The organism is Rhodanobacter sp. UC4448_H15, from assembly GCF_052978265.1.
The window spans coordinates 2,414,471-2,435,327 of the sequence record NZ_CM129665.1 but is presented as its reverse complement, the minus strand read 5'-3'; the positions used below and the strand labels follow the sequence as shown (position 1 = coordinate 2,435,327).

General features: G+C 67.4%; 17 protein-coding genes, 1 tRNA gene and 2 pseudogenes. 17 read left to right on the top strand and 3 right to left on the bottom strand.

Annotated features, from left to right (window positions below):
- The first annotated feature begins 6 nt into the window (after window positions 1-6).
- Window positions 7-675 carry an outer membrane lipoprotein chaperone LolA gene (gene lolA, locus ACVCMI_RS11025; RefSeq protein WP_447098797.1) on the top strand — a complete coding sequence of 223 codons (669 nt, stop codon included), beginning with the start codon at window positions 7-9 and terminating at the stop codon, window positions 673-675.
- A 7-nt stretch (window positions 676-682) separates the two neighbouring features.
- On the top strand, window positions 683-1,372 hold the full coding sequence (locus ACVCMI_RS11020) for a YoaK family protein (protein ID WP_447098798.1): 690 nt from the start codon (window positions 683-685) through the stop codon (window positions 1,370-1,372).
- A gap of 9 nt (window positions 1,373-1,381) precedes the next feature.
- On the opposite strand, the gene ACVCMI_RS11015 is transcribed toward ACVCMI_RS11020, so the two are convergent.
- A complete protein-coding gene (locus tag ACVCMI_RS11015; protein WP_447098799.1) occupies window positions 1,382-4,423 on the bottom strand; it encodes a ligand-binding sensor domain-containing diguanylate cyclase in 3,042 nt (1,013 codons plus the stop codon).
- Between the two features lie 211 nt (window positions 4,424-4,634).
- On the opposite strand from ACVCMI_RS11015, the gene ACVCMI_RS11010 reads away from it, so the two are divergent.
- The 12 genes and pseudogenes from ACVCMI_RS11010 to ACVCMI_RS10955 all read left to right on the top strand — a co-directional run bounded on the left by ACVCMI_RS11010 (window position 4,635) and on the right by ACVCMI_RS10955 (window position 13,419).
- Window positions 4,635-5,972, top strand: a complete 1,338-nt coding sequence (locus tag ACVCMI_RS11010; RefSeq protein WP_447098800.1) for a replication-associated recombination protein A — start codon at window positions 4,635-4,637, stop codon at window positions 5,970-5,972.
- A 157-nt stretch (window positions 5,973-6,129) separates the two neighbouring features.
- The gene (locus ACVCMI_RS11005; RefSeq protein ID WP_447098801.1) at window positions 6,130-6,714 is read left to right on the top strand and encodes a hypothetical protein; all 585 of its coding nucleotides are present in this window, start codon (window positions 6,130-6,132) and stop codon (window positions 6,712-6,714) included.
- A gap of 166 nt (window positions 6,715-6,880) precedes the next feature.
- Window positions 6,881-8,161: a serine--tRNA ligase gene (gene serS, locus ACVCMI_RS11000; RefSeq protein WP_447098802.1), complete on the top strand. Its 1,281-nt coding sequence runs from the start codon at window positions 6,881-6,883 to the stop codon at window positions 8,159-8,161.
- Window positions 8,158-8,526 carry an LrgA gene (locus ACVCMI_RS10995; RefSeq protein ID WP_447098803.1) on the top strand — a complete coding sequence of 123 codons (369 nt, stop codon included), beginning with the start codon at window positions 8,158-8,160 and terminating at the stop codon, window positions 8,524-8,526. Before serS ends, ACVCMI_RS10995 begins: the two co-directional genes overlap by 4 nt.
- A 217-nt stretch (window positions 8,527-8,743) precedes the next feature.
- Window positions 8,744-8,833: transfer RNA gene (locus tag ACVCMI_RS10990), tRNA-Ser, on the top strand.
- A gap of 436 nt (window positions 8,834-9,269) precedes the next feature.
- The gene (locus ACVCMI_RS10985; RefSeq protein WP_447099453.1) at window positions 9,270-9,896 is read left to right on the top strand and encodes an HD domain-containing protein; all 627 of its coding nucleotides are present in this window, start codon (window positions 9,270-9,272) and stop codon (window positions 9,894-9,896) included.
- An 86-nt stretch (window positions 9,897-9,982) separates the two neighbouring features.
- A pseudogene (locus ACVCMI_RS10980) lies at window positions 9,983-10,227 on the top strand (type II toxin-antitoxin system Phd/YefM family antitoxin).
- 25 nt (window positions 10,228-10,252) lie between these two features.
- Complete coding sequence (locus tag ACVCMI_RS10975; RefSeq protein WP_447098804.1) at window positions 10,253-10,507, top strand: Txe/YoeB family addiction module toxin; 255 nt, start codon at window positions 10,253-10,255, stop codon at window positions 10,505-10,507.
- A 225-nt stretch (window positions 10,508-10,732) separates the two neighbouring features.
- Window positions 10,733-10,894 (top strand): hypothetical protein, encoded by a 162-nt coding sequence (locus tag ACVCMI_RS10970; protein WP_447098805.1) that lies wholly within the window; start codon window positions 10,733-10,735, stop codon window positions 10,892-10,894.
- A gap of 33 nt (window positions 10,895-10,927) precedes the next feature.
- A complete protein-coding gene (locus ACVCMI_RS10965) occupies window positions 10,928-11,950 on the top strand; it encodes a type IV toxin-antitoxin system AbiEi family antitoxin (protein WP_447098806.1) in 1,023 nt (340 codons plus the stop codon).
- Window positions 11,922-12,791, top strand: a complete 870-nt coding sequence (locus tag ACVCMI_RS10960) for a nucleotidyl transferase AbiEii/AbiGii toxin family protein (protein ID WP_447098807.1) — start codon at window positions 11,922-11,924, stop codon at window positions 12,789-12,791. The genes ACVCMI_RS10965 and ACVCMI_RS10960 overlap by 29 nt, the downstream gene beginning before the upstream one ends.
- Window positions 12,792-12,924: 133 nt before the next feature.
- Complete coding sequence (locus ACVCMI_RS10955; RefSeq protein ID WP_447098808.1) at window positions 12,925-13,419, top strand: hypothetical protein; 495 nt, start codon at window positions 12,925-12,927, stop codon at window positions 13,417-13,419.
- Window positions 13,420-13,478: 59 nt separating this feature from the next.
- On the opposite strand, the gene ACVCMI_RS10950 is transcribed toward ACVCMI_RS10955, so the two are convergent.
- Complete coding sequence (locus ACVCMI_RS10950; protein WP_447098809.1) at window positions 13,479-13,826, bottom strand: hypothetical protein; 348 nt, start codon at window positions 13,824-13,826, stop codon at window positions 13,479-13,481.
- A 369-nt stretch (window positions 13,827-14,195) separates the two neighbouring features.
- Here ACVCMI_RS10950 and ACVCMI_RS10945 point away from each other — a divergent pair, with 369 nt between their 5' ends.
- The 3 genes from ACVCMI_RS10945 to ACVCMI_RS10935 all read left to right on the top strand — a co-directional run bounded on the left by ACVCMI_RS10945 (window position 14,196) and on the right by ACVCMI_RS10935 (window position 19,890).
- Window positions 14,196-16,859, top strand: coding sequence for a TonB-dependent receptor plug domain-containing protein (locus ACVCMI_RS10945; protein ID WP_447098810.1), 2,664 nt, complete (start codon window positions 14,196-14,198; stop codon window positions 16,857-16,859).
- Window positions 16,860-17,086: 227 nt separating this feature from the next.
- Window positions 17,087-18,526, top strand: a complete 1,440-nt coding sequence (locus ACVCMI_RS10940) for an amidohydrolase (protein ID WP_447098811.1) — start codon at window positions 17,087-17,089, stop codon at window positions 18,524-18,526.
- Window positions 18,523-19,890 (top strand): amidohydrolase family protein, encoded by a 1,368-nt coding sequence (locus ACVCMI_RS10935; RefSeq protein ID WP_447098812.1) that lies wholly within the window; start codon window positions 18,523-18,525, stop codon window positions 19,888-19,890. Before ACVCMI_RS10940 ends, ACVCMI_RS10935 begins: the two co-directional genes overlap by 4 nt.
- A 218-nt stretch (window positions 19,891-20,108) precedes the next feature.
- On the opposite strand, the pseudogene ACVCMI_RS10930 reads toward ACVCMI_RS10935, so the two are convergent.
- Window positions 20,109-20,843: pseudogene (locus tag ACVCMI_RS10930) on the bottom strand (DUF72 domain-containing protein).
- Between the last annotated feature and the right edge of the window lie 14 nt (window positions 20,844-20,857).

The window sequence follows — 20,857 nt, the reverse complement described above, 5'->3', positions numbered from 1 at the left end:
ATGGCCATGACCCGCAATCGCATCATTCTCTGCATCGTCGCCCTGTCTGCCCTGGGCGTGGCTGGCCTCGCGCAGGCGGCCACCGGCCCGGCGCGGGCGCGGCTGGATGCATTCGCCACCGGCCTGCATTCGCTGACCGGGCATTTCAGCCAGACGCTGACCAACGTCAACGGCCAGGGCAGCAAGACCAGTTCCGGCACGCTGGCCCTGGAGGCGCCGCGGGAGTTCCGCTGGGACACCACCACGCCGTACAAGCAGACCATCGTCGCCGACGGCGGCCGGGTCTGGATGTACGACCCGGAGCTGGAGCAGGTCACCGTGCGCAGGCAGAGCACCGAGGAGGCGCACAGTCCCTTGACCGTGCTGACCGACCTCAAGCAGCTGGACAAGGAGTTCAACGCCAGCGAACGCGGCGAAAAGGACGGGCTCGCCTGGTTGCGGCTGACCTCCACCAGCAAAGACGCGCAGTTCGCCTGGGTCGACCTCGGTTTCGACGCGAACGGCCTGGCCCGGATGACCTTCCGCGACCAGCTCGGCGCGACCACCGAGATCCGTTTCTCGCAGTGGCAGCGCAACCCGGTGCTGCCGCCGGGCACGTTCAACTTCGTGCCGCCGGAGGGCGCCGACGTGATCGGCGACGTGCCGCAGATCAGCATCCAGCCGATCCGGGACTGAGCCGGCGATGGCCGTACTGCGGCAGTTGCCGCGCTGGGCGTGGATCGGTGGCGGCGTGCTGGCGTTCATCGCCGGCATCGTCAACGCGGCCGGTTACCTGGGCTTTCGCCACCAGGCAATCACCAACCTGACCGGATCGACCACCTTGCTCGGTGCATCGCTGGGCCTGGCGGACGGGCCGGAAGCGGTGCATTGGGGCCTGTCGGTGGCGGCGTTCGTGTTCGGTGCGCTGCTCAGCGGATTGATCGTGCAGCAGCAGACGCTGAAACTCGGCCGCCGCTACGGCGTGGCGCTGGTGCTGGAGTCGCTGCTGCTGTTTGCGGCAGTGCCGCTGCTGCATGCCAATGATTCGGCCGGCATCTACCTGGCCTCGATCGGCATCGGTTTGCAGAACGGCATGGCCAGCACGTACAGCGGCATGGTGTTCCGCACCACCCACGTCTCCGGCATGTTCACCGACCTGGGAATCTACATCGGCCAGCGGATGCGCGGCCTGCCGGTGGATGCGCTGCGCGTGGGCGTGTGCCTGCTGGTGGTGACCTGTTTCACCCTGGGCGGCACGGCCGGCGCGCTGTTGTTCCGCGCCATGGGCGAGCGCGCCCTGCTGGTGCCGGCCGCGCTGACCGGCCTGTGCGGCATGGGCTACGGCATCTACCGGCAATACACCTTGAGTCGGGGCACCGCGGGCGCCGATTGAGCGGGGATGTCAGCTGGCTACCGCGTAGCGGTTGCGGCCGTTGCGCTTGGCCTCGTACAGCGCCTTGTCCGCGCGCGACAGCCACTGCTCGATGGATTCACCCTGACGCAGCGCGGTGACGCCGATGCTCACCGTGACCTGGATCGGCCGATCCTGATAGCTGACGGCCGTGCCGGCCATGGCCGCGCAGATGCGCTCGGCGATCTCGCTGGCCTGCGCCACGCTGGTGTCGGGCAGGCACAGCACGAACTCCTCGCCGCCGTAGCGTCCGAGCAGGTCACCCTGCCGGCAATGGCGCTGGATCACCGCCACCGCGCCGCGGATCACGGCGTCGCCGGCGAGGTGGCCGTGAATGTCGTTGACCTGCTTGAAGCGGTCCAGGTCGAACAGCGCGATGCAGATGGATTGCTCGCGCGACCGTTCGCATTCCGCCTGGGCCAGCTCCAGGAAGCGGCGCCGGTTGTAGATGCCGGTGAGCCCGTCGGTGCTGGCCAGCTCGTCCAGGCGCCGGTTGGCGGCGCGCAGGTCGCGCGTGTGCTCGTTGATCTGTCGCTGCAGCTGCAGCGCCTGTCGGCGCAGGTAGAGCGTGCGCAGATGCACCAGCAGCACCACCAGGCCGATCAGCAGCGCGACCGCTGCCAGCTTGCTGTACCAGGTCTCGTACCAGCGGGGGGCGACCTTCACGAGCAGGCGGCTTTCGACCGTGCGCGGGTACATGCCCTGCGTGCTGGCGCGCAGATACAGCACGTAGTCGCCGTGCGCGAGGTTGGTGTAGTTCGCGCCGGGTTTGGCGCCGGCCGGGATGTCGACCCAGCCGTCGTCCAGGCCGGTCATGCGATAGCTGTACGAGGTTTCGCCGGGGGAGCGGTAATCCAGCAGGGAAAAGTCCACGCGCAGGTTGCGGTTGCGCTGGTCCAGCGTGATCGTGTCGCCGTCATGCGGCAGCTTGCCGAACGGCAGCGCCACCGCGCCGAGCACCGCGTGGGTGATCGCCAGCGGGGCGTCGTCGTTGTCGTCGATCTGGATGGCCGGGCGGATCACCGTCAGGCCACCCAGGCCACCGAACAGCAGCGAACCGTCGGGCGCGTGGGCGGCGGCGTCGGCATAGTGGTAGCTGCGGATGTGCAGGCCGTCGCGCGAGCTCAGGTTGCGCACCGCGTGGCTGCCGGCATCGACGCGCGCGACGCCGCTGGAGGTGCTGGCCCAGATGTGGCCCAGGCCATCGCTGAGCGCGCTGGTGACCTTGTCGCTGAGCAGGCCTTCGGCGACGCCGATGCTGGAAAAGCGCCACGGGTTCTTGCCGATGCTTTCGGCCAGCCCGCCGGAGGTGCTCACCCACAGGTGCCCTCGCGGGCCGGGCGTTGCCGCGCTCACCGAATCGCCGGGCAGGCTGGCCGGATCGCCCTCGCGATGGGTGAGCGTGCGGAAGCCGCGGCTGGCGCCGCTGTCGGGGGCGATGCTGATGCCGCGCGAGGTGCTGTACCACCATTCGTCGCCGACCTTGAGGATCTGCCGCACCGTGTTGCTGACCAGGCTGGTCGGGTCGTCCGGGTCGTGCCGGATGTGGTCCAGCACGCCGGTGCCGGTGTCGTAGCGGAACAGTCCGTCGTAGGTGCCGATCAGCAGGCGGTTGCCATCCATGCGCAGGCACAGCACCGGCGTATTCTCCAGTGCGGGCAGCACCGACGAGCTGATCTCGAACGTGTGCGGGTCCACCTTCGCCAGGCCCTGGGTGCCGACCCAGATCGAGCCGTCTGCCGCCTCGGCAAAGGACTGCACGTCGCGCAGCGTCTGCGTGCCGCCGAGCCGCAGGTGGCGCATCTGCCCGGCGCGCAGATCGATCACGTCGATGCGGCCGGCGCTCAGGCCGATCCAGACCAGCCCGCGACTGTCCACGTAGACGCCGCGCACGCTGGTGTCGCTGAGCATGTTCGATTCCAGCGGCGATGGCAGCACCGAGAACGCGCCGCGGTCGCCCAGATAGGCGCGGGCCAGGCCCAGGTCGGTGGCCGCCCACAGGTTGCCGGCGCGGTCGTGCAGTAATGCGCGCACGGCGTCGCCGGGCAGCGAGGAGGGCACCGCCGGATCGTGCTCGATCCGCTGCAGCGAGGCGTCGCCGGGGCGGTAGGCCAGCACGCCGCTGCCGTCGGTGGCGATCCACATGGTGCCCGGCGCGGCCTCTTGGAAGTCGCGCACGGTGGCGTGCTGGGCGCCCTTGCGATAGCCGCTGAACTGCGGCACCGGATGCCAGTTTCCGTGCGGGCCGCGGTACACCGCGCCGGCCTGGCCGCTGCCGATCCACAGGCGCCCGGCGCTGTCCTCGTCGATGGCCCAGATCTGGTTCTCCAGCACGGTGGCCACCACGGCGTCGCCGGGCGGCGCGGGGCGCTCGAAGCGATCGCTGCCTGCGTGCCGCACGAACAGGCCCTCGTTGTTGCCCAGCCACAGGTTGCCCGCACGGTCCTGCATCACGCTGAAGTTGCGCGGCGCGGTGTCGCTGCCGGTGTCGACGTGGCGGATCGCGTTGTTGCGCAGGTCGAGATGGTCCAGGCCCTGTTCGGTGGCCACCCACACGCCGCCGGCGTGGTCGTCGGCGAGGGCGAAAATCTTGCGGTCGGAGATGCCGTCCGGGCCGCCGGGATAGACGCGGAAGGTGTTGGTCGCCGGATCGAAGCGCACCAGGCCGCCGGCGTTGGTGCCGATCAGCATGCCGCCGTCGGGCAGGGCCAGCAGGCAGCGCACGTAGGCGTCGGGCAGGCCCTTGACAGGTTCGCCGCGGACGTCGAACAGCTGGGTGCGGTAGCCGTCGTAGCGGGCCAGCCCGACCATCGTGCCCACCCACAGCAGGCCTTCGCGATCCTGCGCCAGCGCGGTGACGATGGCCGGCGGGAATCCTTCCGCACTGGATACCTTGTCGAACCACGGCGACTCGAACGGCGCCCACGGATCGACCGGAGAAGCCGGAGCAGCCATGCCCGCGCCAGCCCGGAGCAACAGCAGCAGCGCTCCCAGCAGGCCCAGCAACGGGCAGCGCAAGGGCTGCCGCTTCACCCCGGCCATCCATGCCGGCACGGCAAGGCGCCGGGCCGCTGCGCGCGTCCGGTTTTCGTGGTGTGGTCAATGATTCCGTGCACGATCACGTTCTGGTTGTCCCCCGCCACGCCCGGTCGCATCGGCTAGACAACGCGGGCGACGCCATGATACCGGCATGCACTGCGTTTCGGCAGGCGGGTGCCGCGAGTGCATGCTTTATCATCGGCGCATGAATCCTCCCGTTGCCCCGGCCGGCTCCGGCCTGTTCGCCGAGCCCGACGCGCTCAAGCCCCTGGCCGAACGCATGCGCCCGCGCAGCCTCGACGAAATCGTCGGCCAGCAGCGTCTGGTCGGCCCGGACCAGGCGCTGCGCCGCGCGCTGGAGGCCGGCAAGATCCATTCGATGGTGCTGTGGGGCCCGCCCGGCTGCGGCAAGACCACGCTGGCGCTGCTGGTGGCGCGTTACGCCGAGGCGGATTTCCGTGCGATCTCCGCCGTGCTGTCCGGCCTGCCTGACGTGCGCAAGGCGCTGGCCGAGGCCGAGGTGAACTTCGCGCAGGGCCGCCGCACCGTGTTGTTCGTGGACGAGGTGCACCGCTTCAACAAGACCCAGCAGGATGCGTTCCTGCCGCACATCGAGCGTGGCGTGATCATCTTCATCGGTGCCACCACCGAGAACCCCTCGTTCGAACTTAACTCCGCGCTGCTGTCGCGCTGCCGCGTGCATGTGCTGGAGCCGGTTTCCACCGCCGACATCATCGCCGCGCTGAAACGCGCGCTGGCCGACAGCGAGCGCGGCCTCGGCGAACTGCAATTGCAGGTGTCCGACGAATCGCTCGATTCGATCGCCCAGGCCGCCGATGGCGACGTGCGCCGCGCGCTGACCCTGCTGGAAATCGCCGCCGAACTGGCGCACGAGCGCACCATCGACGAGGCCACGCTGAGCCAGGTGCTGGCCGACCGCACCCGTCGCTTCGACAAGCAGGGCGAGCAGTTCTACGACCAGATCTCGGCGCTGCACAAATCCGTGCGCTCGTCCGACCCCGACGCCGCCGTGTACTGGCTGTGCCGCATGCTCGATGGCGGCGTCGATCCGCTGTATCTCGCCCGCCGCATGACCCGCATGGCGGTGGAGGATGTCGGCCTGGCCGAGCCGCGCGCTTGGCGCATGGCGCTGGACGCGTGGGACACCTACGAGCGCCTGGGCAGCCCCGAAGGCGAACTGGGCCTGGCCCAGCTGGCGATCTGGCTGGCCATCTCGCCCAAGAGCAACGCCGCCTACATGGCCTACAACAAGGCCCGCGACGCGGTACGCAAGGGCGGCACGCTGGAAGTGCCGATGCACTTGCGCAACGCGCCCACCAAACTGATGAAGGGCCTCGGCTACGGCAAGGGCTACCAGTACGACCACGACGCCGAAGGCGGCATCGCGCTGGACCAGCAGTGCCTGCCCGACGCGCTCGTCGGCACGGTGTTCTACGAACCGGTCGAACGCGGCCTGGAACTGCAACTGCGCGAAAAACTGCTGGCCCTGCGTGCCGCCCGCGAAAAAGCCCGCAATCCGTAGGAGCCCGCTCGCGGGCGATGCTTTTCTTTCGGGTTCGGGATTCGGGATTCGGGATTCGCAAGAGCATCGCCCGCGAGCGGGCTCCTGCCGCGTACGCCCTTGCCGCACGCGCTTTCCCGACCTAGATTGGCTCAACCAACCGGGGGAGGGATGAACCATGCGCGTACTGGTGGCGGGTCTGATCGGCGGCATCGTGATGTTCCTCTGGGGCGTGGCCGCGCACATGGCGCTGGGGCTGGGCAGTGTCGGCATCCACCAGCCGCTCAACGAGAACGCGGCGCTGAGCGGGCTGCAGGAAGGGCTTGGCGATCAACCAGGGGTGTACCTGCTGCCCTCGCTCGATCCCAAGCAGATGGGCGACGCGGCCGTGGTGCGCGCCTATTCGATCAAGGCTGTGCGCTCGCCGTACGCCTGGGTGGTGTACCAGCCGCGCGGCACCGACATGATGCAGATGGGCCCGCAGATCGGGCGGCAGTGGGCATCCGACACGCTGGCGTCGCTGGCGCTGGCCTTCGTCATGGGGCTGGCCGTGGTGGGCTTCCGTCGCCGCGTGGCGATTGCCGCTGCGGCGGCCGTGTTTGCCTGGCTCAGCAGCATGCTCCCGTACTGGAACTGGTACCGCTTCCCGCTCGATTTCACGCTCGCCGCCCTGGCCGAGCAACTGATCGGCTGGCTGCTCGCCGGTGCCGCGATGGCGTGGTGGCTGGGTCGCGGCGAGCGCTCGTCGAACCGTTCCCCCTGAGCGTAGGCGAGTAGCGCCGCACGCGGGGTGCGGCCAGGGATGGCCGCGGCTTTGAGGAGCGAGGAAGTCGAAGGCCGCCAAAAGCAGGGACGTGGCCGCATTCATTGCGGCCACCGGCCACGCGCAGCGATAATTCGCGGTTCAAGCCGTTACCTGGACCTCGCTCATGCTCGATCCCGCCCTGCTGCGTTCGCATCTGGCCGAAACCGCCGCACGCCTCGCCGAAACCCGCGGCTACATGCTGGACGTGGCCGCCGTCGAGGCGCTGGAGAGTTCGCGCAAGCAGTTGGCGATGGAGACGCAGGAGCTGCAGAACCTGCGCAACACCCGCTCCAGGGCGATCGGCCAGGCCAAGGCGAAAGGCGAGGACGTGGCACCGCTGATGGCCGAGGTCGCCGGCATCGGCGACAAGCTCAAGGCCAACGAGCAGGCCCTCGGCGACGTGCAGGCGAAACTTGCCGAGATCGCGCTGGGCATCCCCAACATTCCGGATGCCTCAGTACCGCTGGGCAAGGACGAAAAGGACAACGTCGAAGTCAGCCGCTGGGGCACGCCACGCGAGTTCGCGTTCGCGGTGAAGGACCACGTCGAACTGGGCGAGCGCCACGGCTGGCTCGACGGTGACGCCGGCGCCAAGCTCTCCGGCGCGCGCTTCACCGTGCTGCGCGGCCAGCTCGCGCATCTGCACCGCGCGCTCGGCCAGTTCATGCTCGACCTGCACACCGGCGAGCACGGCTATCTGGAATGCAACCTGCCGGTGATCGTCAACGCCGACACCATGCAGGGCACCGGCCAGCTGCCGAAGTTCGAAGAAGACCTGTTCGCCACCGAAGTCGGCGAGACCAAGCGCTACCTGATCCCCACCGCCGAAGTTTCGCTGACCAACCTGGTGCGCGACACCATCCAGGACGCCGACGCGCTGCCGCTGCGCATGACCGCGCACACGCTGTGCTTCCGCGCCGAGGCCGGCAGCTACGGCCGCGACACCCGTGGCATGATCCGCCAGCACCAGTTCGAGAAAGTGGAAATGGTGCACATCGCCCGCGCCGACCAGTCCCGCGCGCAGCTGGAGGAGATGGTCGGCCACGCCGAGACCGTGCTGCAGAAGCTCGGCCTGCCATACCGCAAGATGCTGTTGTGCACCGGCGACATGGGCTTCGGCGCGGCCAAGACCTACGACCTGGAAGTGTGGCTGCCCAGCCAGCAGACCTACCGCGAAATCTCCAGCTGCTCCAACTGCGTGGACTTCCAGGCCCGCCGCCTGCAGGCCCGCGTGCGCAACCCCGAAACCGGCAAGCCCGAACTGGTGCACACGCTCAACGGTTCCGGCCTCGCCATCGGCCGCACCCTGATCGCCGTGATGGAAAACAACCAGAACGACGACGGCTCGATCACCATCCCCGAAGCACTGCGCCCGTACATGGCTGGGCTCGACCGCATCGCATGAACACGCCGGCGCCCGCACGCGGCAACTGGGGCAGGGTGGAGTTCTACACCAGCTTCTTCCTGCTGCTGGTGCTGGCCGGCGTGATCGCCACCCGCCTCGGCTTCGACGGCGTCTGGCACCTGCCCACCGTGGACCTCGATCTCTCGATGGTCGCGCTGGCGCTCGTCCTCGCCAGCTTCTGGTTCGCCCGCCACAGCCGCCGCCGGCGCCTCGCCATCATCGCCTTCGCCAGCGCCACCCAACTGGTGCCGATGGTCGTGCGCGAACCAGTGCTGCTGCTGCCGCTGCTCGGCGCCCTGATCCCGGTGGCGATCCTGGTCGGCTGCCTGGTGGCGCTGTCGAGAAAAAAGCCCAAGCCGCTGTAGGAGCGTACTCGTGCGCGATGCCCTTCGTCACGCCACCGAAAAACATCGCGCGCAGAGTGCGCTGCTACAAAGTCCCGGCGCGCCTTCCGCGGCATCCATTGCAACGTTCCTGATAGCATGTGCACCCCGCACAACTTCCCACCGTTCACCCTGAGCGTAGCGAAGCGAAGTCGAAGGGCCAGAGTTCCCAGAGCGACAGTTGGCGGGAAAATTTTTCGGAGAGATGGCCGAGCGGTTTAAGGCAGCAGTCTTGAAAACTGCCGTAGTGGCAACACTACCGTGGGTTCGAATCCCACTCTCTCCGCCAGAAAAGCAAAACGCCCCGAGTGGGGCGTTTTCCTTTTCTGGCGGTGATGGCAGGAATGAGAACCCACTGGTTATTCGGCGCATCCTGCACCTCACCCTTCGGTCCGTCGGCTTCGCCGACGTTCGCTCTGGCATCCTGCCTCCGCAGTCGGCGAATTCGCCGGGAGCGAATTCGGGCAGCCGCAGGCAGGCCCCGCAGTGCGCAGCGCGAAGGGGTTTGGCCCATGGATGGGCCCAACAATCCCCGCGGACGGCACGCAACAGCGCAATGTAATGACCCAGTGATTTTCTGCTCAGGTGCCAACTTTTTACGGAGAGCACGATGAGCCAAGTGATGGAAGAAGAGATCAAGCGTTGAACGGCGTCCGCTACGCTCTCAGCCCTTGCGCCGCGCCGCCATCATCATTGGCTACGATGAAACCGTCACAGGGGGCAGCATGACCACGCTATCCGATCGCTTCAGCCAGGCCGTTGACTACGCCCGCATCGCCCACGCCGCGCAGGTGCGCAAGGGCTCGAACATCCCGTACCTCTATCACCTGCTCGGCGTGGCCAGCCTGGTGATCGAGTTCGGCGGTAACGAAGACCAGGCCATCGCCGGCCTGCTGCACGACACCATCGAGGATTGCGGTACCGGGCATGAGGCGGCGATCCGCAAGCAATTCGGTGATGCCGTCGCCAACATCGTGGTGGACTGCACCGATGGCACCGCCGAAGGCAAGGCCAGCCACACCGATCCGGAAGCCAGACGCCGCGACTGGATCGAGCGCAAACTCGCCTACCTCGCACACCTGAAACAAGCCCCGGACGCCACGCTGCTTGTCTCCGCCTGCGACAAGCTGCATAACGCCCGCGCCATCGTCCAGGACCTGGAAGATCCCGAAGTTGCCACGCGCGTATTCGATCGGTTCACCGGCGGACGCGACGGGACCTTGGGCTACTACCAGGCGCTGGTAGAAATCTTCTCGAGTCGTGGCACGAAGGTCGCCAGGGTGCTCGACAGCACGGTGGACCTGATGCATGCGCTGGCAGGCGCGGGGGAACGCAAGGCGCTTGCTGGCTGATTCGCCGGCTTGGACCCGCGGCATTTGACCGGCTGCGGGCCGTCGGCTAGATCATGTACAGAATAATGTACATATCGCGATAGCCCATGGACACCATCACCTACACCAAGGCCCGTTCCAGTCTCGCCGAGACGATGGAGCGCGTCTGCGAGGATCATGCGCCGGTGATCATTACCAAGAAGGACGAGTGGTGATGATGTCGCTGGCCGATTGCCAGTCGTTGGATGAGACCGCGTACCTGCTGCGTAGCCCCAGGAACGCGCGCCGCCTGCTGGAATCGATGGCGCAACTGGAATCCGGTGGCGGCAAACCACTCAGGCTGGCCCGCTGAACCTAACTCGCTGAGCTTGGCCGGCATGCAGCTGATCTTCTCTGACGCGGCCTGGGAGGATTACCTCCACTGGCAGGCCCACGACCGCAAGCTGGTGGCGCGCATCAACAAGCTGACCGACGACACCATGCGCCACCCCCTCGAAGGCATCGGCAAACCCGAACCCTTGCGACACGGGCTGGCCGATTATTGGTCGCGCCGCATCAACGGCGAGCACCGCATGGTGTACAAGCCCGTTGCCGACGCGCTGCTGATTGCGCAGTTGCGGTATCACTATTGAGCAACAGGCAACGGTCGCGGCTGGCTTTGAAAAACCACCCACGCGGCGGTGTAAAGACATCGACATGCGCCGTCGACTGGTCGGGGTCGATCCAACGCCCTATGCTCTGGCGTGTTCGAGTCGGGGGAGTCGCCAGAGTCATGCTTCATGGATAAGAGAAAACTGTCCGAAGCGGACATCTGCCTGAAGTTCATCACACCCGCCCTGGTCGCCAGCGGTTGAAACGTGAATGAGCAGGTGTTTCAGGAGTTCACGCTCAAGGCCGGCCGCATGGTGGTGCGGGGCCATCGTGCCGCGCGCGACAAGTCCAGCATCCGCCGCGCCGACTACCTGATCTTGCATCGCGATGCTCGCACGGGTTCGAGGCCGCATCTTGTCCACAATTGACTTCTGTCCACAAAACATGGACAAATCCCAATCATGGACAAACACCGCCGTCAACACGAACCGGATCTGCTGCAGGCTGCCTTGACCGCGGTGCAGCTGCCAGGCCTGCAATGGGAAGTCGTCGAACGGGAGCCTGGCGGCCAGGCGACGCGCGGCGATGCCGTGCTGTGCCTGCGTTTCGATGGCCGCGAGCTGCGCTACGTCGCCGAGCTGAAGCGCGGCCTGCGCCGTGCCACGCTCGGCGCGGCGCTGCATCAGCTGGCGAACCACGGCGAGCAGGGGCTGCTGGTGGCCGACTACGTCACGCCGCCGATGGCCGACGAGCTGCGCCGGCGCGGCGTGCAGTTCATTGATGCCGCGGGCAACGCCTGGTTGACGCAGCCGCCGCTGCATGTCTGGGTGAAGGGTGAGCGGCCGAGGGAAGCCCTCGCGCCGCCGACGCAGGGCGGCCGTGCGTTTCAGGCCACCGGGCTGCAGGTGCTGTTCGCCCTGTTGTGCCGGCCGGCGGCGGTGGACCTGCCGTATCGGGAGATCGCCGCCCTGGCGGGCGTGGCGCACGGCACGGTGGGCTGGGTGATGGCCGAACTGCCGCAGCTCGGCTTCGTCGCCACGTTGCGCAAGCGGCGCCGGCTGATCGATGCGGAACGGCTGCTCAAGCGCTGGGTGGATGCGTATCCGCAGCGGCTGCGGCCCAAGCTGCTGCTGGGCCGCTACGACACGCGCAAGCTCGACTGGGTCGAGGCCATCGACGCAACGCGCTACGGCTTGCTGCTGGGCGGTGAGCCGGCAGCGGCGCGGCTGACGCAACACCTGCGGCCCGGCACGGCCACCTTCTACGGCAACAAGGTCGAACCGAATCTACTGACCGATCAGCGTCTGCAGCCGCATCGCAACGGCAACGTGGAAGTGCTGCGACGCTTTTGGAATTTCGAGGGCGAGACCCCCGGCATGGTGCCGCACTTGCTGGTGTACGCGGACCTGCTGGCGATCGGCGATGCGCGCTGTCTGGAAATCGCAGGGGAAATGCATGCAGGGATCGCCGCTGGATTTGCGTGAGCAGCCCGGGCTGGCGGTGTTGGCCAGGCTGGTGGCGACGATGCGCCGGGCCTGGCCGGATGCCGAGCCCTTGCTGGTGGGCGCGATGGCGCGCGACGTGTTGCTGTCGTTCGCGCATGGCATACGCGTCGCGCGCGCCACGACCGACATGGATTTCGCGTTTGGGTTGGATGGATGGAACAGCTTCGCCGGTTTGAGGAACGCCCTGCTCGCCGACGGATCTTTCGCCGAAGTGCCCGGCGTGCTGCATCGGTTGGTGTTCGAGCAGTGCCATCGGGTGGATCTGCTTCCCTTCGGCGGCGTGGAGCGGGCCGATCGCAGCATCGCCTGGCCGTCGCCGCATGTCGTCGAGATGACCATGCTCGGCTACCGCGAGGCGGCGGCGCAGGCAGTCGCGGTACGGCTGCCGGATGACGTGGTGGTGGCGGTCGCCTCCTTGCCGGCGCAAGCCGTCCTGAAGCTGCTCGCCTGGCGTGACCGACGCCACGAACGGCCGGGCGTCGATGCCGGTGACCTGCGCCTGCTGCTGCGCAGTTATCTAGAGGCGGGCAACATGGAACGCCTGTATGCGGACGCGAGCCAACTGCTCGAAGCGAGCGATTACGACCATGCCCGTGCCGGCGCATGGTTGCTGGGCCACGACGCCAGAAAGTTGCTGCACCCGTTGGCGAACGCCGGTGTCACAGTCGCATTGGACGCGGTGCTGGATCTGCTGGCGACGGAGATCGACCCGGATGGCCGGCTGCTGCTGATAGGCGACATGCGGTCCGGCGACGTGCAGATCGACCTCGACCTGCTGGGCGCCTTTCATGCGGGATTGCGGGGCGCCGCGACCCCTTGAGCGAATCAGTCCAGAAAATGTGTCGGGGACAATCTTGGTTCCGGCTGATTGGCTGGTAGCGGGCAGGTGGCGCGCTACGCTGCGGCGTCGGCCAACGGACCGGCTTGTCTGCAACTCAATCAATGCAGTGAACATGCCTCAGAACCTGATCGATATCGACCTGAATGCCGAAGTGCTGGCGGCCATCGACAACGCCCTGGCTGCACTGGAGACGGGCCTGGCCTCGCTGATCGCGTTGACGCCCGAGCAGCGCCACGGGCTGACCAAGATGGGCGACAAGTCCGAGGCGTTCTGCCGGCAGGCCGGTCATGTGTTCGCCGACAACCCCGGCGTGCTGCCCCGCAATTTCGATCTGGACGGTTATCAGCGCGACATCGCCACGCTGGATGCGTTGCGCCCGCGCCTGGTGCGGTTGGGCAAGCTGCATCAGCGTGGCGTCGACACCGAGATGGCGGTGGGCAGCGACCTGATGACCAATGCGCTGGAGGGTTACGCGGTGCTGAAGGTGGCCGGCAAGGGGCAGGGACTGGACGAGGCGCGCAAGGCGCTGGCCGCCCGCTTTGCCCGCGGGCCGCGCAATCCCGCACCGGCCAGTGAGCCGGCGCCGAGCGAGCCGCTGCCGGCCTGATTCGTCATTTCCTGGAATGGAAGAGGCCCCGCAAGCGGGGCCTCTTTTTTTGCTGGCGCTCAGTGGCGCTGGCGGTGGATGTGGCGGCTGTTGCGGTTTTCCGCGCGGTTGAGGCGGCGGGTTTCGCCCTTGGTCAGGTGGCCGTGATGCTTGGCTTCGGCGGCGCTTTCGCGCTGGGCGATGTTGGCGGCGCGGCGCTGGTCGTTGGCTGCCTGCTTCGGCGTGATGGTGCCGTTGGCGACGCCTTTCGCGATGCGCGCCTGCTGGTTGTCGATGCGCTGGTTGACCTCGTTGACGCGGGGGTGACCGGGGACGGTGCTGTCGGCGGCCATCGCGCTGGCGCTGGCGAACGCGGTGCAGGCGATCAGGCTGAGCAGACCGAGACGGATCATCGAAGCGTGGTTCATGACGGTGTCCTTCAGTGTGGGAGGCCGGCGGTTGGGTACTGCCATGTCGTGCCGGACGAATGGCGGCATGCCGGAAGGAGAACGCCGCTCGGGGTCACGGGTTGACGGCGTCACCAACGGGGTCAGGTCCACTTTCCCGAACCCGCCTCGTTTCGAGCGGTTTCGCTACGCCGCTCCCGCCGCCCAATCATTTCTGTTGCCCCGGTGGACAGATGCCGGCGAGTCGCTTGATGAGTGCACCCATCGGCAAGGCTGTCGCCACGAAAGTGATCTCGCGCACGTACTACCAATGGAGGCCTTTTGGGACGCCAGGGGTCGGAGTAGTTTGCGTTGAGGGGGGAATTCAGCGGCCATCGGGAGGGAGACAACATGCATAACCATGCAGGGATCAACGTGGTTCTTTTGCGCGCCATTCGCGCGGCGCTTGCCGCTGCGGCGCTGGTCGCGTGCTCGGTGCAGGCGCAGGACGCGGGCGCGTCGGACAGCGGACAGGCCCAGGCCAGCCAGGCGACCGCGGCACAAGGGCGCAACGATGCGGCGAAGGCCAAGTCGACCACCACCCTGCAGGAAGTGGTGGTGACCGGTACGCACCGGGCCGGCCTGTCGCCGACCGAATCCATTTCGCCGATCGACGCGTTCAGCGGCAGCCAGATCGCGAAGCAGTCTTCGGCGGACCTCACCGACGCGCTGACCAACATCGTGCCGTCGCTGACTACCCAGCGTTTTCCCATCGCCGACGGCACGTCGTTCGTGCGGCCGGTGTCGCTGCGCAACCTGTCGCCCGATCAGACCCTGGTTCTGGTCGACGGCGTGCGCTTCCATCGTTCGGCGCTGGTCAACTTGCAGCTCGATCCGCTGGGCACCTTCAACCAGGGCGCGCAGGCGGTGGATTTCTCGGTGTTTCCGTCCAACGCCATCGAGCGCGTCGAAGTGCTGCGCGATGGCGCCTCGGTGCTGTATGGATCGGACGCGATCGCCGGCGTGGTCAACGTCATTCTCAAGAAGGCCCGCTCGGGCGTGACGGTCAGCGCGCAGGTGGGCCAGTACGGCAAGGGCGATGGCAACCTGCGGCGCTACGACGCCGATGCGGGATTCCCGCTCGGCGCCGATGGCTTCGTGCATGTGAGTGCCGAGCGCGAAACCACCGACCCCACCTCGCGCGGGATGCCGCAAGCGGACGCGGCGGCCGTCGCGGCCGTGGTCGGTGCGGACCAGGTGCCGTATGACGGCTTCGGCCAGCGCTGGGGCGACCCGCAGACCAAGACCAACAAGCTCTTCGTCAACGCCGGCCTGCCGCTGTCCGGCGACATGCAGCTCTACGCCACGGGCAGCTTCATGGACAAGAAGGTCCTGTCCAGCTTCTTCTACCGCAACCCGGTCTTGCCGGCCCAGTACGGCATCGGCGGCCGCTCCACCCTGGTCAGCTACGCCGATGGCACCCTGACCCCGGCGAACGCGCCGCAGTCGCTGGTGGACAGCATCGTGGCCGGTGGCGGCGATCCGGCGAACTACCTGACGGCCAACGCGGCGAGTCCGAGCGGATGGGTGCTGCTGAACCCGATCTACACGAAGTTCCCGGGCGGCTACAGCCCGCTGTTCGGTGCGGACATCAGCGATCACCAGCTGGTCGGCGGCGTGCGTGGCGGCGGGCAGAGCAACCTGCAGTGGGACCTGCACTACCGCACCGGCAGCAACGAGGTCGACTACCAGTTGAAGGGCTCGATCAACCCGAGCCTGGGCAGCCTGTCGCCCACCAACTTCCATCCCGGCAAGCTGACCCAGCGCGAGCAGGGCGCCGGTGCGGATTTCGTCCGTTCGTTCGACGATTCGCCGCTCACGCTCGCCTTCGGCGCGAACTGGCGCCAGGAGACCTACATCATCCACCAGGGCGACGCCGGTTCGATCGAGGTGGGGCCGACCGCGTCGGTGTTCGGGGTGGGCTCGGATGCCTTCCAGGGCTTTCCGGCCAACGCGGCCGGGCGCTTCATGCAGAACAGCGAGGCCGCCTACGTCGACGCCGAGACGAACTTCACCGACCAGTGGTCCGGCGCGGCGGCGGTGCGTTACGAGCGTGCGGAAAACTACGGCTCCAAGGTCGTGTACAAGCTTTCCAGCCGTTACGCGTTCACCGACGCGTTCGCGCTGCGCGGTACGTACAACACCGGCTTCCGCACACCGACCCCGGGCCAGGCGAACACACTCAATGTCACCACCACGGCTAACGCCCAGGGTGGCCTGATACCCGCCGGCACCTATCCGGTCGACAACCCGGTGGCGCGCGCGCTCGGTTCCAAACCGCTGAAGACCGAAACCTCCAGGAGCCTGTCCGTCGGCGCCGTGTGGACGCCGCTCGATAGCGTCACGACCACCCTGGACTACTACCGGATCAGGATCGACGACCGCATTGGCCTGGTCAGCAACCGCGTGAGCCAGGCCACCGTCGACCAGCTCGCCGCCGGCGGCTATCCGAACGCGCAACTGCTGCTCGGCAGCGACGCCAGTTATTTCGGCAATGCGTTCGGCTCCGACATCCGCGGCATCGACTTCGTGCTCGATACGCGGCATCAGCTGGGCAATGGCAGGCTCAACATCGACTTCCGCTACAACCGCAACAAGCAGAACGTGGTCAAGGTGCAGCCGGACACGCTCAACGACGATTTCGTGTACGACCTCGAGCACCAGGTGCCCAGGAGCCGGTCGGTGCTCAGCTTCGACTACGCGCTGCACGGGTTCGATGCCATCGCGCGGATCAATCAATACGGCAGCTGGAGCACCACGGTCGGCCTGTTCGGCAGCAACAACCCGCCGGACGACGTCAATCACTACAGCGGCAAGACGCTGCTCGATCTGGAGGCCAGCTACAAGTTCAACGACACCTTCACGGTGGCCATCGGCGGCAACAACGTCTTCGACACCTACCCCGGCAAGGAGCAGAACGCCACGCTGCAGTTCCTTGGCGTCAAGTACGCGCTGACCTCGCCGTTCGGTTTCAACGGCGCGTTCTGGTACGCGCGCGTGACAGCAAGCTTCTGACCGGTCGTCGCCATGGACCGTCTCCCCGGGTGTGCCCGGGGGGACGATAGTTGATGGCTCAGCCGACGAGCGCGCTCTCCGCTGACCCAGTAGCCTCACGCCGCCCCGCGCCATTGCAAGCAAGACTTTGCCGCCACTTCCATGTACGGTTTGCGGACGGCGGCAACGGATGCGCCGCACATCGCAGCCAGGGCTGGCGTGGCATTGGGGCCAACTTGGGAGCGAAGATGAAATCGTCACACTTGCGCGCGGCGGTGCTCGCGGTTTTGCTGGTGGTGTCCGCCGGGGTGGTCGCCCAGGCTGCAACGCCGCAGCCCACCGAATTTCCGCCGGACGCCTTCCCGTCCACCTACCAGCCGCTGCCTTCGCAAGTCACGCTGATCGAGCACGCGACGATCTACACCGGTACCGGCGAGCGCATTGACGATGGGTCGGTGCTGTTGCGTGACGGCAAGGTCGCGGCGATCGGCAAGCAGGTCGAGGCGCCGGCCGGTGCGGTGGTGATCGATGCCAAGGGCAAGTTCGTCACGCCCGGACTGATCGACGTGCATTCGCATCTGGGCGTCTATCCGTCGCCATCGGTGGATGCCACCGCCAACGGCAACGAGATGACCAACCCGACCACGCCGCAGGTGATGGCCGAGCATTCGGTGTGGCCGCAGGACCCGGGCTTCAACACCGCGCGCGCCGGTGGCGTGACCACGCTGGAGATCCTGCCCGGTTCCGGCAACCTGATCGGCGGGCGCAGCGTGGTGTTGAAGAACGTGCCGGCCACCACCGTGCAGGGAATGAAATTTCCGGATGCGCCGTATGGCCTGAAGATGGCCTGCGGCGAGAATCCGATGCGGGTCTACGGAAGCCGTCACCAGTTTCCGTCGACGCTGATGGGCGACGTCGCCGGCTACCGGCAGGCGTTCGCCGACGCGCAGGCCTACGACCGCGAGTGGAAGGCGTGGGAGGCGAAGGTCAAGGCCAAGGGCGCCACGGAGGCCGGCCCGCCGCCCAAGCGCGATCTGGGCAAGGAGACTCTGGCCGAAGTGCTCGGCGGCAAGATCCGCGTACAGATGCATTGCTACCGCGCCGACGAGATGGCCGCCTTGCTCGACGTGGCAAACGAGTTCGGCTTCAAGATCGCGGCGTTTCACCATGCCGTCGAGGCGTACAAGATTCCGCACCTGCTGGCGAAGACGGACACCTGCGCGGCGATGTGGGCCGACTGGTGGGGCTTCAAGATGGAAGCGTGGGACGGCATCCGCGCCAACATCGCGATGGTCGATGCCGGCGGTGCCTGCGCGATGATCCACTCGGACGACGAGAACGGCATCCAGCGCCTCAACCAGGAAGTAGCCAAGGCGCTGGCCGCAGGGCGGCGTGCCGGGCTCGACATCAGCAAGGAGCACGCGGTGATGTGGATGACGCTCAACCCGGCCAAGGCGCTGGGCCTGGCCGACCGCATCGGCTCGCTGGAACCGGGCAAGGATGCCGACGTGGTGATCTGGAGCGCCGACCCGTTCAGCGTCTACGCGCGCACCGAGAAGGTGTTCCTCGACGGCGCCGTGGTCTACGAGCGCGACGAACCGCAGCGGCAATCGACCTCCGATTTCATGCTGGGCAGCTTCATCGACCCGCATGCCACCGATGCCGCCGCAGGGGAGGGCGCACGATGAAATACCTGGCCATGATCCTGGCGATGCTCTGCGTCGCCTGCAGCCCGGCCGACCATTCGGACGGCCATGCCGATACCGCGGCGGCCAGTTCCGCGGCGCCTGCGAATGGCAACGCTGCCGGCGATGGCAAGACCTACGCCATCACCGGCGGCACCGTGTACACGCTGGGCGCCGCCGGCAAGATCGAGCACGGCACGGTGCTGGTCAAGAACGGCAGGATCGCCGCGGTGGGCGCCAACGTCGAGATTCCCGCCGATGCCGAGCGCATCGACGCCACCGGCAAGATCGTCACGCCCGGCATCTTCGACCCGCAAAGCCAGTTCGGCATCGTCGAGGTGGGCGCGGTGAAGGAAACCCGCGACGCCTCGGCCGGCGACTCGCGTTTCAGCGCCGCGTTCGACGTGGCCGACGCGATCAACCCGCGCTCGATGCTGATCCCGGTCAACCGGATCGCCGGCGTCACCCGCGCGATGGTGTCGCCCACCAACGGCGACAAGCACATCATCGCCGGCCGTGGCGCCATCATCGACCTGGGTTCCACCGAAGGCTTCATCCATCGCGATGCGGCGGCGATGTTCGCCGCGCTGGGCGAGACCGGCGCCGCACAGGCCGGCGGCTCGCGCGCGGCCGCGATGCTGGCCCTGCGCGAGGCGCTGCAGGATGCGAGGGACTACGCCGACAACACCAGCGCCTATGCCAGCAACCAGCGCCGCAAGTACGCGCTGACGCGGCTGGACCTGGAGGCGCTCGGTCCGGTGCTGGCGGGCCAGGAGCCGCTGGTGCTCCACGTCGAGCGTGCCAGCGACATCGAGGCGGCGTTGCGGCTGGCCGGCGACTTCAAGCTGAAGCTGATCGTCTCCGGCGGCGCCGAAGCCTGGATGGTCGCCGACGAACTCGCCGCCGCCCACGTGCCGGTGCTGCTCAATCCGCTGGAAGACCTGCCGGCACATTTCGAGACGCTGGGCTCGACCCTGGAAAACGCCGCGCGCCTGCAGAAAGCCGGCGTGATGATCGCCTTCGCCACCGGCGACACCCACAACGCGCGCAATGTCACCCAGGCTGCCGGCAATGCGGTGGCCAACGGCCTGCCGTGGCTCGACGCGTTGAAGGCGCTGATGCTGAACCCGGCGCGGATCTACGGCATGGACCAGGATGTGGGCACGCTGGAGCAGGGCAAGCTGGCCGACGTGGTGATCTGGAGCGGCGACCCGCTGGAACTGTCCAGCTTCGCCGACCAGGTATTCATCGCCGGCCGCAAGATTCCCATGGTCAGCCGCCAGACGATGCTGCGCGACCGCTACATGCAGGCGATGCGCGGCAGGAAGGACTTGCCGCCCGGCTACATCGTGCCGGCGGCGCAATAGGCACGTGCCGCAGGCTCCGCCGCCCGCAGGCGGCGGAGCCTGCCGTCGCAGGGCGGGCACTGCCGGCCGGATCTTCCCGTATCGCCACACGCGTGGCAGTCGCACCTGCCGCTGCTCTGGCAGTTTGTTCATTCGCTGGCAGCCTGCTGGCGGCGCTTTTCCGGTACCGATGTCCCGTCGAATGACCACGACACGGTAAGGAACGAGAAAGTGGAGCATCAGCTGATGCGTTCGATCAGGTCCAGTCCGTTCGCCACGGCGTGGCCGAGCGCAGTGTTGTCGAAAATGCACCAGCGCTGCGGACGCCGCAGCCGACGTTCGATGCTGCGCAGCGCGGCCTCGGAGTAGGCGTCGTAGTAGATGCGCGGTGCGCCATGCAGGCGGAAATACTGGAGGCGGGGATCTCCCGCCGGGACCGCTGCGCGCGGGTGTCGCGCCGGATCGGCAGCCACCCGCGCGATACCCCGTTCACGCAGCGCGCGATCGACGGCCGGCCGGAACCACGACGGGTGGCGCGGTTCGCAGGCCACTGGCCCGGCATGCAGCCGCATCAGCCGATCGAAGAACGGCAGCGCCGTCGATGGTGCATAGGCGAGGCTGGGCGGCAGCTGCAGCAGCAGGCAACCCAGTTTCATTTCCAGTTCGTCGACCTGGCCCAGGAAGATGCGCAACGCCGGTTCGCAGTCGTGCAGGCGAGCCTCGTGGCTGATGGCGCGCGGCATCTTCACCGCAAAGCGGAACGCTGCCGGCACGCTGGCCGCCCAGCGACGGTAGGTGGCCGGCCGATGCGGGCGGTAGAACTAGGAATTGATCTCGACACAATTGAACCGCTGCGCGTATCGCTCGAGGTGGCTGTTGCCCTCGGGGAAGCGGCTCGCCAGCGCGGAAGGAATCGACCAGCCGGCGATGCCAATACGCGCTTCGACCATGGAAATCCCGCGGAGGCCATCCATCGCGGACGACGCTA